At 43.3% G+C, this 14315-nt stretch carries 11 protein-coding genes; all 11 read left to right on the top strand.

From position 1 onward, the window contains the following. Positions 1-338 precede the first annotated feature (338 nt). A complete protein-coding gene (locus AC0IWE_RS15760) occupies positions 339-1319 on the top strand; it encodes an efflux RND transporter periplasmic adaptor subunit (RefSeq protein WP_265856928.1) in 981 nt (326 codons plus the stop codon). Next, positions 1312-2463: an efflux RND transporter periplasmic adaptor subunit gene (locus AC0IWE_RS15755; protein ID WP_471793796.1), complete on the top strand. Its 1152-nt coding sequence runs from the start codon at positions 1312-1314 to the stop codon at positions 2461-2463. Before AC0IWE_RS15760 ends, AC0IWE_RS15755 begins: the two co-directional genes overlap by 8 nt. A gap of 349 nt (positions 2464-2812) precedes the next feature. Next, positions 2813-3250: a hypothetical protein gene (locus tag AC0IWE_RS15750; RefSeq protein ID WP_056095255.1), complete on the top strand. Its 438-nt coding sequence runs from the start codon at positions 2813-2815 to the stop codon at positions 3248-3250. A gap of 108 nt (positions 3251-3358) precedes the next feature. Further along, positions 3359-3847 (top strand): DUF3347 domain-containing protein, encoded by a 489-nt coding sequence (locus AC0IWE_RS15745; RefSeq protein WP_265856932.1) that lies wholly within the window; start codon positions 3359-3361, stop codon positions 3845-3847. A gap of 117 nt (positions 3848-3964) precedes the next feature. Continuing rightward, entirely contained in the window at positions 3965-4537 is a 573-nt protein-coding gene (locus AC0IWE_RS15740) for a DUF3347 domain-containing protein (RefSeq protein ID WP_265856933.1), read from the top strand. A gap of 7 nt (positions 4538-4544) precedes the next feature. Then, positions 4545-5021, top strand: a complete 477-nt coding sequence (locus AC0IWE_RS15735) for a heme-binding domain-containing protein (protein WP_056095245.1) — start codon at positions 4545-4547, stop codon at positions 5019-5021. Positions 5022-5033: 12 nt separating this feature from the next. Continuing rightward, on the top strand, positions 5034-7817 hold the full coding sequence (locus tag AC0IWE_RS15730) for a multicopper oxidase domain-containing protein (protein WP_265856936.1): 2784 nt from the start codon (positions 5034-5036) through the stop codon (positions 7815-7817). A 12-nt stretch (positions 7818-7829) separates the two neighbouring features. Further along, positions 7830-10367: a heavy metal translocating P-type ATPase gene (locus AC0IWE_RS15725; RefSeq protein WP_265856937.1), complete on the top strand. Its 2538-nt coding sequence runs from the start codon at positions 7830-7832 to the stop codon at positions 10365-10367. Beyond that, a complete protein-coding gene (locus AC0IWE_RS15720; protein ID WP_056095240.1) occupies positions 10351-10674 on the top strand; it encodes a hypothetical protein in 324 nt (107 codons plus the stop codon). The genes AC0IWE_RS15725 and AC0IWE_RS15720 overlap by 17 nt, the downstream gene beginning before the upstream one ends. A gap of 716 nt (positions 10675-11390) precedes the next feature. After that, the gene (locus AC0IWE_RS15715; protein ID WP_265856939.1) at positions 11391-13571 is read left to right on the top strand and encodes a TonB-dependent receptor; all 2181 of its coding nucleotides are present in this window, start codon (positions 11391-11393) and stop codon (positions 13569-13571) included. Positions 13572-13990: 419 nt separating this feature from the next. Continuing rightward, on the top strand, positions 13991-14311 hold the full coding sequence (locus AC0IWE_RS15710; RefSeq protein ID WP_146202963.1) for a DUF6660 family protein: 321 nt from the start codon (positions 13991-13993) through the stop codon (positions 14309-14311). Positions 14312-14315 lie beyond the last annotated feature (4 nt).

Below are 14315 nucleotides of genomic sequence, written 5' to 3'. Positions count from 1 at the left end.
ACCTAACACTTCGTCCAGGGATAAAGCTGACAAAAATCACATATTGTTTTTTATTTTTTATCCCTTGTTAATCTTTATGTTTTTTGATCGACCCGGAAAGAAATAGCCCGATCAGTGCGACTTTTTAAAGGTACCACCATAACTATGAATCGTAACAATGAGGTCATAATTAGCTTCTGAGGCGTGGCTTACTAGTCTTTGGGCATTTAATTTTATATATTGAATTAAAGTGGCTCAAACGCTTGCTGGCTTAAGACTTATTGTTATCCAAATAGGATCAGTGGGGATCTGCTTTTTAAAGGGTCCCCACTTTATGGACTACTTGGGGCAATTTCCTGATGGCGGCTAATATATTTTTTTACGTTGCGGTTTTTCAGTTTCTGCCTATGTTCCCAACCCTGACCCATCTTATTGAATACCTATTTAGAATATATATTCCGCTTCCCGTTCAGACTTTCGGTTTCTTTGTGGCCCTGGCATTTATTTCTGGTTACCTGCTGTTTTCTGCTGAGCTTAAAAGAAAGGAGGCTGCAGGACATATAGCACCTGTTGAGATTATTATACAGCCTAAGAAGGAGATTTTGTTATGGGAATGGATAACCAATGGATTTTTAGGTTTTCTTATCGGGTATAAACTGGTTTATGCTGCAGGGAACTATGCTGCTTTTGCTGCTGAACCCGGACAAATCATCCTCTCTCCAAGGGGAAGCTTACCGGGAGGGTTGCTGCTTTGCGCAATTCTTCTTTTTACCGTCTACCTTAAAAAACGCAGGCTTTCTCTGTCGGACCATAGGCCGGTTCATATTTTAAGGCACCCTTACCAGATTATGCCTGAGCTGATCACCTGGGCTGCCCTGTTCCAGGCCATTATCAAGATCGACAGAAATTCACTGGCCAGCTTAGAGTTAAATCAACCGGTTAAGATTACCCTGCCGGATCTGCCAGGTAAAACGTTATATGGGAAAGTAGATTTTATTGAACCTACCCTTCAGCAAGGTGACAAAACGGTTAGCGCAAGGGTTTATCTGGACAATATGGAACATCAGCTGAAGGTAAACAGTCTAATCAATGCCTCAATAGAGACGGGAAAATCCAAAGGGCTTTGGATACCGAGGTCTGCTCTGCAGGATCTTGGGCAGACAAAAATAATCTGGCTAAAAAAAGGCAGCTTATACTATGCACATAGTGTAAATATTGGGACTTTCAAAGGGAACGAAATACAGATAACAAGAGGCCTTTCCGCAACCGATACCCTGGCAGTAGATGCAGGGTATTTAACAGACAGTGAGAGTTTCATCAAAACAAAGGGTCATGAATAACATAAAAAGAATTAACCTGAAAAGGATCTGTGCCTTACTGATTATTGTGCTTTCAGTAAGTATATTTAACAGCTGCAAACAAAAAGCAGAGCCGGCGGCAAAAGCAAAAAGCAAATTTTACTATACCTGTTCCATGCATCCACAGATACATGAAGACCATCCCGGCAACTGTCCGATCTGTGGCATGAAACTGATCAAGGTCGAACTTACTGGATCAGGAAATTCTGCCACGGAAAAAATAACATTGACAGCAAGCCAGATTCAGTTGGCAGGCATAACAGTTGATACGGTAAGGGAAGAAAATACAGGGGGCGAAAAACTTCTGACCGGAACAGTTGCCACGGACGAAAGTAAGGCGGAAGAGATCAGTGCAAGAGTGGCCGGACGCATACAGCGTTTATTTGTTAGGTCCGTTGGAGAAAAAATAACAATAGGTCAGGCAGTGTATTCCATTTATAGCGAAGACCTGTTATCAGCCGAAAAAGAATACCTTTTGGCCAGGCAGCAGCAGAAGGTATTAAATAATCCTGACGTCGATTATGAGGCCATGATCAAGACAGTAGAGCACAAGTTATTGTTATGGGGCCTGAACTCCGCCCAGATCATAAATCTTTCTTCTTTGTCCAAAACTTCGGCCACTGTTACCATATACAGCAAGGTTAACGGAACGGTAAGCGACATAGCCATCCACGAGGGTGATTACGTAACTGAAGGGATGGCTATATTAAAAACGCAAGGGTTAGCCAATCTATGGATAGAGGCGCAGTTATATGCCGGCGAAAGCGGAAACTATAAGGAAAATGACATGGTGAATGTCTCTTTTCCAGATCTGAACGGACAGGTTGTTAAAGGCAAGGTGGAATTTGTAAATCCTGAACTATCAGATGAATCTAAGGTTGTGCTCATCCGGATCGCAGTTCCAAATACGCAGGGGCTGATCAGGCCGGGGATGTTGGCATACATTTCCATTGGTAATGGAAAACAGAATGCTGTTGCTGTGCCCACATCTTCAATACTAGCAGGAGGTAAAGGCAATAAGGTATGGATCAAAAATCGTGATGGAAGTTTTTCTGGAAGAAAGGTCAATACCGGGAGCAGGGAACGGGGGCTATGTGCAGGTATTGTCTGGCATTTCACTAGGTGAAATAGTGGTCACCAGTAGAGCCTACCTCTTGGAGAGTGAATCGATATTCAAAAATGGAGGGTAAGGTTATGATTTGGTGCGTCATATCTTATGGATAAATACCCATGGTAAGTAAAATTTGGCATAGTATGTAGCTTGATTGCGCTAATACTGTCTGGACCTTGGTGAAAAGCAAATCCAGCATTTGACAGGTCGGAGTCTGCGAAACGAAATTACTTTTCGAGGGGCCGAAAAATATTGAAACAAGTTCAATGTCAGAAATTTGAGGTGATTTTCTAATATAATTATATAAAAGATATGGGAAATTATATAAATTTAATTTTGCATCTTTATATAGATTTGTAGTCTGATGAAAACCAAAGCCATCTTTCTTTTAGTGATTTTTCTGCTCAACACTGTTGTTGGCCTTGCCTGTGCAGTTGGAATGGAAAGAGATAATCATGGAGAAAGTGATGTACATGTTTCCTCTAAAAAGAATAATCACAAACATGATCATCAGCATAAAGGTGCACATGTGCATAAACACAGTGCTTCAAATGGACCGAATCTTTCAAAAGAAGATCCCTGTTGCAAGACTCTGGTCAACGACCTTGTGGTTCAGGGGAAGCTTGTTCCCCAAAGCGTTAAAAACCAGGTTATCCTACCTGTTCTATTGCTTCCAGATTATAATTACAACTTTTTAATTCCTTCTGTCAAACTGGCTCTCAAAAAGAGCGTTTACGCCGGACAGCGGGAGCGGCCACCCAACAGGGACATCCGGATTTCCATCAATAGCTTTCAGATATAAGATTTCACCAAGAATTACCAATAGAGCCCGTGTTACATTGACATGGTGCCTGGCTTTCGCGCGGCCAAAACTCCTGCGGAAAGAGTGTAAACATTTAATCTTAAAATCATGAAAAAAATATTTTTTCTGGTTGCCCTATTGGCAATCGTTTTCACTGGCCGCGTCCTTGCGCAAAATAGCCAGACACAGTCACTTTTAACTTCTTATTACGATATCAAAAATGCATTGATAAATGCAGATGCGACAGTCGCCGCCTCAAAAGCCACTGAGTTTTCCAGAGCGCTGGGCAGCATGGACATGAAGTCAATGCCAGAAGCCGATATGAATATATTTATAGGTTTACAGGATAAGCTTGCCTTTGATGCCAAGCACATATCGGAGAGTAAGGATATTGCCCATCAGAGAGAATATTTCGCAACTTTTTCTGCCAATCTTTTTAAACTGGCAAAAGCCGTTAAACTCACCAAAGCGCCTGTTTATTATACCTATTGTCCGATGAAAAAGAGCTATTGGCTTTCTGATAACGCTGGTATCAAAAACCCTTATTTCGGTAAGCAGATGCTGACCTGTGGTGCAGTAAAGGAGACTATCAAATAATTCATATTGTTATTGAGCGGACATTTAGCATTGTGATGTTTTGGTCCGTTCAATATAGCTATATGCATATATTCTACATACAGCTCGAAATAATTTATTCAAGATATATCAAAAACAATGAAAACATTAATATATAGCCTTCTGGGCCCACTATTTTTCCTTGCCGCCTGTACAAATGGCAAAAATGAAAAGCAAGATTCCGCTGTTGCGGATTCCACGACCAAAAATGTTTCTAGGGAAACCAATAATGTAAAAAAATCCCAAACGGCTGCGCTTTTATCCGGCTATCTGAAACTGAAAAATGCCCTGACCACGGACGATGATAAACAAGCTGCCGCCGCAGGCAGTGAAATGGTTGCAGCGTTCGCCAGTTTTGATGAAAAATCATTGACTTCGGAGCAGGCCAGGGCATATAGCGATATTCGGGATGATGCCAAAGAGCACGCAGAGCATATCGGTTCCAATGCAGGCAATATTGTCCATCAACGTGAGCATTTCGATATGCTGAGCAAAGACATGTACGATATGATCAAGCTCCTTGGCACTGACAAGCCCCTGTATGTGGACCGTTGTCCCATGTACAACAATAACAAGGGTGCAATCTGGGTGAGTGAGATAAAGGAGATCAAAAACCCTTACCTTGGAAAAACGATGCCCACCTGTGGCACTGTCAAAGAAGAACTGAAATAGCACAAAAATGACGGGCATAAAAAAAACCTTTCTTGGGCTATTAGTTATCTTCATGCTTATGCAGATCTTACAGCCTGCACGCAATAAAAGCGCGCAGGCTATGCCTCAGGATATATCCACACTTGTTCCTATGCCTGATGATGTGCAGGGGATACTTAAAAAATCATGTTATGACTGTCACAGCAACAACACGGAATATCCATGGTATGCCTATGTTCAGCCGCTTCACTGGTACCTTAACAGTCACATACGATCGGGAAAAGAGGAGCTGAACTTTAATGAATTTGCCGGCTATACCTTGCGGAGGCGTCAGAACAAACTGCGGGCCATAGAAAATAGCTTAAAAGATGGTACAATGCCGCTTTCCTCTTATAGCCTGATCCACAGAAATGCAATATTAGATCCAAGGGAAAAGTCGATACTCATAAAGTGGGTACAGAATTCAAGGGATAGTTTGAACAGAAAGAATCTCACTGCTCTTTAAGTTAACAAAGAAATGAAAAATATATTAACAGTCTTTTTATTGATAATTTATTCTGTGGTTTCCGCCCAGGATATGAAGGGAATGAAAACGGACAAGAACGGCAGTGCTGGTCAGTCCAGGGTAATCTATACCTGTGTGATGCACCCGGAAATACAATCGGAAAAACCCGGTAACTGTCCAAAGTGCGGAATGAAGCTTATCCTGCAGAAAGGTAAAGTGGATAAGGCAAAGACAGCTGATCCGGGCAAAAAGAAGCAAGGTACAAAAAAGGGAGCTATGGAAGGCATGAAAATGCTGGCAGAAAAATTGGAAAGTAAGCCAAAAGAGGAATCAGTAACCTATACCTGCCCAATGCACCCTGAGATCCATGACTCCAAACCTGGCAACTGTCCCAAATGCGGGATGAAGCTAATCAGGGAAAAGCCCAGGTCAGCGCCTGAACAGAATGGGGGAACAAAGGAAAGTTCCAAAAAGAGTGAGGATATGGGGGATATGGCGGGCATGGCAATGGATGATAACAGTTCTGACATGGAAAATATCAAAACTGCAAAGGCCAATTTGGGCCCGATTAAGACCGTTGCGAATAAATTTCCACCACGTACCGTGCGTTATGATCTTTACATAGCCGATACAACGGTAAATTATGGGAGAAAATCAAAGCGGGCAATTGCGGTAAACGGTCAGATCCCCATGCCCACACTGACCTTTACGCAGGGCGATACCGCCCTGATCTACGTGCACAATAATCTCGACGAGGAAACCGCGCTGCACTGGCACGGACTTTTTCTTCCGAACAAGATGGATGGTGTTCCTTTTCTGACCCAAATGCCGATCAAACCGCACACTACCTACATCTATAAGTTTCCCATCGTCCAACATGGAACGCACTGGTACCACAGCCACAGCGGCCTTCAGGAACAGATAGGTATGTATGGGGCATTTATCATGAACAAACGTACGGAGTGGGATATTCCAACCCTTCCAGTAGTCATTAGCGAATGGACAGATATGAAGCCCGAGGAGGTTCATAGAAGCCTGAAAAATGCCAACGACTGGTTTGCCATCAAAAAAGGGACTACCCAGAGTTATGCAGAAGCGATCAGGACCGGACATTTTAAAACAAAGGTAGCCAATGAATGGAAGCGCATGAATGCCATGGATGTGAGCGATGTTTATTATGAAGCCTTTCTCATCAATGGGAAAAATCAGAACGAACAGCCGCAGTTCAAGGCTGGGGACAAGGTAAGGCTGCGTATTGCAAACGGTGGAGCCTCAGATTATTTCTGGCTTAAATATGCAGGGGGCAAGATTACCGTTGTCGCTACCGATGGAAATGATGTGGAGCCTGTAGAGGTCGACAGGCTGATTATAGCGGTTTCCGAAACCTATGATGTAGTGGTCACGATTCCGGAAAATAAGAGCTATGAATTTTTGGTCACTCCTGAAGACCGTACGGGATCAGCATCACTATGGCTGGGCAAGGGAGAAAAGGTCCATGCAGAGAAAATGCCCAAACTGAAGTATTTTGCCGGAATGAAAATGATGAACGATATGATGGATATGAGCGGCAATATGGTACAGATGGAAGGCATGAAGATGCAGAACCAGATCATGGATATGAATACGGTGATGTACCCGGAGGTAACCGGTGAAGAAAATTCAAAAACAGAGAAAAAAATGAAGGGGATGCCTGGTATGCAGATGTCTGGTGACAAGAGCATGGCAGGGATGAATATGGAGGCAGAAACCGCCGATATCGTTACTCTGAACTATAATATGCTTCGAGATCCAAAGAAAACAACCCTGCCAAAAGGCCCATGGAAGGAACTTAAGTTTGACCTTACAGGAAATATGAACCGTTACGTCTGGACGCTGGATAACAAAACCGTTTCTGAAAGCGATAAGATACTGATAAAAAAGGGCGAAAATGTTAGGATAATCCTTTACAACAACAGTATGATGCGCCATCCTATGCACCTTCATGGCCATGACTTCAGGGTAATTAACCGGCAGGGAGAATATGCCCCGATGAAGAACATTATCGACATCATGCCCATGGAGCGGGATACCCTTGAATTTGCAGCAACAGAGCCAGGAGGCGACTGGTTCTTCCACTGCCATATTCTCTATCACATGATGAGCGGTATGGGAAGGGTATTCAGTTATGAGAATTCTCCGCCTAATCCCGAAATCCCGGACCCCAAGCTGGCACAGCGAAAACTTTTCAGTGATGACAGGGTATTTCATCCAATGGCACGCATCGGAATCGAAACCAATGGCAGCGACGGAGAGATTATGCTCGCCAATACCCGTTACCGCTTTACCACTGAATGGCGGATTGGGTTTGACAAGGAAATGGGCTATGAAAGTGAAAGTCATTTTGGAAGATATATCGGGAGAAACCAATGGCTATTGCCCTATATCGGATGGGATTTTAGAAAAAGAACGGTTGATCCCTTGGACAAGAATGTTTTCGGGCAATCACTTTCGCCGGGAAACAATCTTTTCGGGCAGGGAAATACCAAAAATTTCAGGCAGGTATTTCATTTGGGAGTTCAATATACCCTACCACTGCTGATCGTTGCAGATGCTTCCCTCGATCACAAGGGGAATGTCAGGTTTCAGCTGATGAGGGAAGATATCCCCGTTTCCAAAAGACTGCGCTTCCAGTTTATGGTCAATACCGATAAGGAATATATGGCCGGATTCAGGTACATCGTTACTAAGTATTTTGGGCTTTCAACACATTATGACAGTGATATGGGCTATGGCGCCGGATTGACATTAAGCTATTAACAAATCAAAAACATGGAACACACCTATAAAATAACCGGAATGAGCTGTCAGGGCTGCCGGAGCAAAGTCGAAAATGTGCTGAATGCGATTGATGGCGTTTCTGCACAGGTGACCCTTGAACCTGCTGAAGCCGTCATAACTATGCAAGAACATATCCCGACGGAAAAGCTGCAGGAGGCTCTTTCTGCCGCCGGACATTACGGTATTGAAATGGCAGTTCAGGGAAAACATGTTCTAAAATCTTCAGAACATCCTAATCATGATCATTCAACCCATGAGCAAAGTCCCAAGGTTGAAAATGATGATAAAAATGAAGCGGGAGGCCTGTTTTATTGTCCTATGCACTGTCAAGGTCAGAAGACTTATGATAAGCCAGGTCATTGCCCTGTATGCGGGATGGACCTGGTAAAACAGCCTGCCAAGAAACAGGCATCTCAATTTACCTGCCCCATGCATCCCGAGATTATCAGGGACAAACCAGGATCATGTCCGCTCTGCGGAATGGACCTGGTACCTACAGGGACAAACCTTGAAGAAGAAGATAAAACTTATGAAACCCTGCTCAAAAAGTTCAAGATTGCAGCAGGTTTTACCATACCCATTTTTGTTATTGCCATGACGGAAATGATTCCCAGCAATCCTTTGTTTGATCTAATGGAACTTAAATACTGGAACTGGGTTCAGTTTTTTCTTTCTATTCCGGTGGTCTTTTATGCAACCTGGATGTTCTTTCAGCGTGCATGGCAATCCATCATTACCTGGAAACTGAACATGTTTACACTGATTGGGATTGGTGCCGGGGTATCCTGGGGCTTCAGTATTGTCGCCCTTCTATTCCCCGGAGTTTTTCCTGATCAGTTTAAAACACATCACGGCACCGTTTTCGTTTATTTTGAGGCGGCAACCGTGATTCTTACGCTGGTACTGCTCGGTCAGCTTTTGGAAGCCCGGGCGCATGGCAAAACCAACAGCGCCATTAAGGAGCTGTTGAAGCTGGCACCTAATTCAGCAACAAAAGTGGTCGGGGATAAGGAAATATCAGTATCTATTGATGATATTCAGAAAGGAGATCTGCTGAGGGTAAAGCCTGGTGAAAAAATTCCGGTGGATGGTAGTATTAAGAACGGGGAAGCTGTAATTGATGAATCCATGATCACAGGAGAACCCCTTCCTGTTGAGAAAAAGATAGGGGATAAAATCAGTTCAGGAACCATCAATGGTAAAAAGACCTTTGTCATGCTTGCCGAAAAGGTAGGCTCAGAAACACTGCTTTCCCAGATCATCGAAATGGTCAATTCCGCCAGCCGCTCAAAAGCGCCCATCCAAAAGATGGCCGATAAAATTTCAGGTTATTTCGTGCCTGTTGTGGTATTGATTTCTATTGTAACGTTCGTGGTATGGGCAGTATACGGCCCCGATCCGGCCTATGTTTATGCTTTTGTAAATGCAATCGCGGTATTGATTATTGCATGCCCATGTGCGCTAGGCCTGGCTACCCCAATGTCGGTAATGGTGGGAGTAGGGAAGGGCGCTCAGTCTGGTATACTGATCAAAAATGCGGAATCTCTTGAGAAAATGAATGCTATTGATGTAGTGGTCATCGATAAAACTGGTACGGTTACAGAGGGAAAGCCCTCGGTTGAAAGTGTGGTTAGCGTAGATAAGGGCTTTACCGAAAAACAGATCCTGGAGAAAATTGTGGCTTTGAACAGCAGCAGCGAACATCCATTGGCACAGGCAACTTTGCGTTATGGGGAGGAAAACGAAATATCCGTTAAGGCTATATCCGACTTTGAGGCCGTTACCGGGAAGGGCGTAACAGGCAGTCTGAATGGGGAAAGACTGGCTTTGGGGAACCAAAAACTGATGGAGCATGTTAAAGCGGCGATTGATCCTAGTCTGTCCGAGCAGGTTAGTGCCGCTCAAAGGCAGGGCAAGACGGTTTCTTATTTGGCCGTTGGAAATAAAGCAGTGGGGTTTGTTGTGATTTCGGATAAGATCAAGCATTCCAGCACAGCTGCTATTCTAAAGCTCCAGCAGGAAGGCATCAAGGTAATCATGTTTACCGGAGACAATGAGGATACAGCGAGGGCAGTAAGCGCAACTTTAAATCTGGATGGGTTCAAAGCTCAGATGTTGCCTGAAGATAAGCTGAATGAAATAAAAAAACTACAGGCCGAAGGCAAAAAGGTAGCCATGGCAGGTGACGGCATCAATGATGCCCCTGCACTTTCCCAGGCTGATATCGGGATTGCCATGGGCACGGGAACAGACGTTGCTATCCAGAGTGCCTCGATTACATTGGTGAAGGGGGATTTAAACGGGATCGCAAAAGCAAGGTTGTTGAGCCATAAAGTAATGGGCAATATCAAAGGAAACCTGTTTTTTGCCCTGGGATACAATGTATTGGGGATTCCGATAGCGGCTGGTATTTTATATCCGTTTTTTGGAGTTTTACTTTCTCCCATGATAGCTGCACTCGCGATGAGTTTTAGCTCGGTTTCCGTTATTTTGAATTCCCTGAGATTGAGAAATGCCAAAATCGACTGATATTTTTTTAGTAGAGGAAAAAGGCAGATGCTGTTACCGATGGCCGTTGCGTGAGGATAACAGGGGATATTTGAAAACGCTTCCGGCGCATATCAGGTTAGAATATAAACTGAGCGGTGAAAAACTAAATCTTGTTTTCGCGCACGGCAGTACCAGTAGTATAGATGAATACATACTGATAGACACAGATGCAGACTATGTTTTGGAAATGCTTAAAGAAGCTGATGCAGATCTGCTTTTTGTGGTGCACTTCCACAAGCCGTATCACAGAATTTGGAAACCCCATATTGAAAGTTCAAACATGTGATCAACCTGGGATCCCTCGGAAAGCCTAACGACGGTGACCCAAGGGGTTGTTACCTTATGTTCACTTAAATGCAGGCTGTTCTACAACCGATGCAAATAGTATTGAAATTGAATTCAAGCGTGTCGAGCACGACGTGGAAGCATCCCCCACAGCTATCATAAACAGTCCCCCTGTCCGGTGAGTTTGCTGATGCCTTGAAGCTTGCGAAATAACCCCAATCAATTGGACAGTCAAATTTGAGGGTGCCAGGCTCTTATTCTTCATTTACAGATCTTGCAATCTATTATATCACATAACAACAACACAGAGTATTAGTAAATTTTATACTTTTACACCGTGAAATTCATTGCCCTGGTTTTATCTCTCATCGTATATACGCTAACCGCGGTACCATGCTGCGCTTTAGCGCGAGAAGATAGCCATGTACTGAAAACCGATAAAGCGGAAAAACATGCTTGCAGTGAACATAACGATAATTGTTGCAAAGGCTGTTCACCGTTTTATGTCTGTGGTACCTGTATCGGCTTTACCATCACTACACGGACAACGATCGTTTTTGCGGCCCAGCTTTTACCTGTACAGCATAATACGGCTTACATCCCACTTCAGCTACAGGCCATTTCAATTTCTATCTGGCAGCCGCCCAAACTTTCGTAGTTTATTTTTCCCTCGTCCTAACCGGACATATTTATCGAAATCATTATTTAAAGATCATTATGAAAAGAACGATTGTGGTTTTGGCTATACTGTTGTTTACAGTTACCGCCTTTGCCCAAAATAGATATAAAGCCGTCATCAAAGACGCAAAGACAAACCAAGTACTTCCAGGAGCTACGTTAAAAGTTCTTGGAACGACCATTGGCGCTAAATCAGATAGTGCAGGTAATGCAAGTATTAATGGTATACCCTCAGGTAAACAGATCATTCAGTTTAGTTATGTAGGCTATCAGACCAAAACTGATACGCTGACCTTTCCCCTTGCTGAAACTAACGTTTTGACTATTTTACTTACTGCAGCTGGAGAAGACGAGGACTTGGAGGATGTAGTGATCTCAGCTACAAGGAGCAGCCGTACCATTGATAATATTCCTACACGGGTTGAGGTCATCGCCGGGGAAGAACTGGACGAAAAAGGTAATATGAAACCTGGCGACATCCGCATGATGCTGGCAGAAAGCACAGGCATCCAGACCCAGCAGACTTCTGCGACCAGCGGAAATTCCAGTATCCGCATACAGGGACTGGACGGAAAATATACCCAGATCATTAGGGACGGTTTTCCATTATACTCTGGTTTCTCGGGTGGATTGGGCCTGCTTCAGATTGCCCCATTGGATTTGCAGCAGGTAGAGGTGATCAAAGGTTCATCGTCCACCCTTTACGGAGGTGGAGCAATTGCTGGACTGGTGAACCTGGTTTCTAAAAAACCGACTGAAGCGCGTCAGCTTAATTTCCTTTTAAACGGTACTTCTGCTTTGGGACTGGATGCCAGTGGTTTTTATGGACAGAAATTTGATAAAATAGGTATCACGGTTTATGGTGCATACAACAAAGGGACTGCCTATGATCCTTCTGATATTGGCTTAACCGCTATCCCCAAGTTTGACCGTTTCACCCTGAACCCCAAACTATATTTTTATTTCAATGATGCGACTACGCTTTTGGCCGGAATCAACGCCACAACTGAAAAACGGATTGGCGGCGACCTGGAATATGTGAAGGGAAATGGCAGTGCTGCCCATTCTTATTTTGAGGAGAATAAAACCGGGCGTTACAGCTCTCAGGTTGAGTTGGATCATAGACTGAGCGAAAAGGAAAAGCTTGTTATCCGCAATTCGGTGAGCTATTACGACCGGAGTATTGGGTTGCCAAATTACCTTTTTTCAGGCGTTCAAGTGTCAACCTACAGTGAGGCCAATTATAGCCGTAACGGAGAAAAAGCAGACTGGGTGTTGGGGGTGAACTTTTTGACCGACAATTTTAAGGAAGACCAGAACAGTGACAATGCACTCAGAAGTTACAATTATAATACCATTGGGGCATTTGCACAGAACACCTGGAACATATCTAAAAAAATTAGTCTTGAATCAGGAGTAAGGGGAGATTACCACAATGAATACGGATTTTTCTTCTTACCAAGAATTTCCGGATTGTGGAAGATCAATGAACATTTTTCTACCCGATTAGGCGGTGGTCTGGGTTATAAGGCACCAACTGTATTTACCGAAGATGCTGAGCGGATCCAGTTCAGAAATGTAGCGCCTTTAGATGTGGCCAATACAAAGGCGGAACGCTCTTATGGCGCCAACTATGATGTTAACTATCGCACCTCATTGTTTGACGGAGCGGTTGGATTCAGCATCAATCAGATGTTTTTTTATACCCGTATCAATAACCCGATATTGCTGACTGCTGCTAATGGAGCCAACCTGACCTATGTTCAGCCTAAAGGTAATTTAGATACCAGGGGAATGGAAACAAATGCCAAAGTAACCTACGGTGATTTTAAACTTTTCATCGGTTATACATTAGCGGATGTGAACCAGCATACAGGAGGCACCAGCACAAATTATCCGCTGGTTTCAAAGCACAGGGTAAATAATGTATTGATGTATGAGCTTGAAGATAAATGGAAGATCGGTGCCGAAGCATACTATTTCAGCAAACAGAAGTTAAACGATGGTGCCACTGGTAAAAGCTATTGGACAGCTGGTCTGATGGCAGAAAAGCTTTGGGAACGGTTTTCAATTTTTGTGAATTTTGAGAATTTAACGGACACTAGGCAGACCAGCTTTGATTCGATCTATACAGGTAGCATTACTAGCCCTGTTTTCAGGGACATCTATGCGCCTGTAGATGGGTTTGTAGTAAACGGAGGGATAAAATTCAAACTTTAAACCTGTAGTAATCGACTTTTCTGGGTAGTGGATTCACATTTTAGCCGGGCCAGGGATTTGATGGCCAAAAAATCCCTGGCTGGCTGAATAATTGAAGCTTTCGGTGCGGTTAAAAGACATTTCCCATCAGAAGAGTCTATGCTGGCCGATAAGGTCTGTTAGTGGAAGATTCAGGCTTACCTCTGGACTTATCTCATCAATAAATGAAAACTTCCTTCCCTTTTTACCCAGATTATATGAAGTTTTTTGATTTGGGCAAAGAAGGTTTCCGTTTGGTTGTTCAAGTGGTGGAACTTTTGAATGATGGGTGAAAACCTATAGGCTATGATTATTTTAATAAAAAAGTATTAAATTTTTTCAAACCAGGACTAAAAAAAATTGTTCTTAAATAAGTTTATATATTTGGTAAAATTTTGAAAGTGAAAATATCCAGTTTGTTTCTCTGCTTCATTATCGTAATACTCAGCTGCATTCCATGCGCTGACGTATTGGCTATGGGTAAGTTGCATGGTGGACCATTAACTGAAAAAAGCATAACAACCCATTCTACAGAAAAAGAACGCAGTGATTTCTGTTCACCGTTCTGCGTTTGTTCCTGCTGTAATACCACTTCTGAAGTTATTTCTTCAACACCTCTTGTGGTAATCTCAAAACCAATAAGCTCAGAATATAATGAAGCTTACATGGGTGAGGTTATCTCTTTACCATTATCTGTTTGGCAGCCGCCTAAATTAAGTTAAAAAT

Source organism: Pedobacter sp. AC402 (assembly GCF_979252805.1).
The sequence above is the reverse complement of the archived record's forward strand: the minus strand, read 5'-3'. Positions and strand labels throughout refer to the sequence as shown.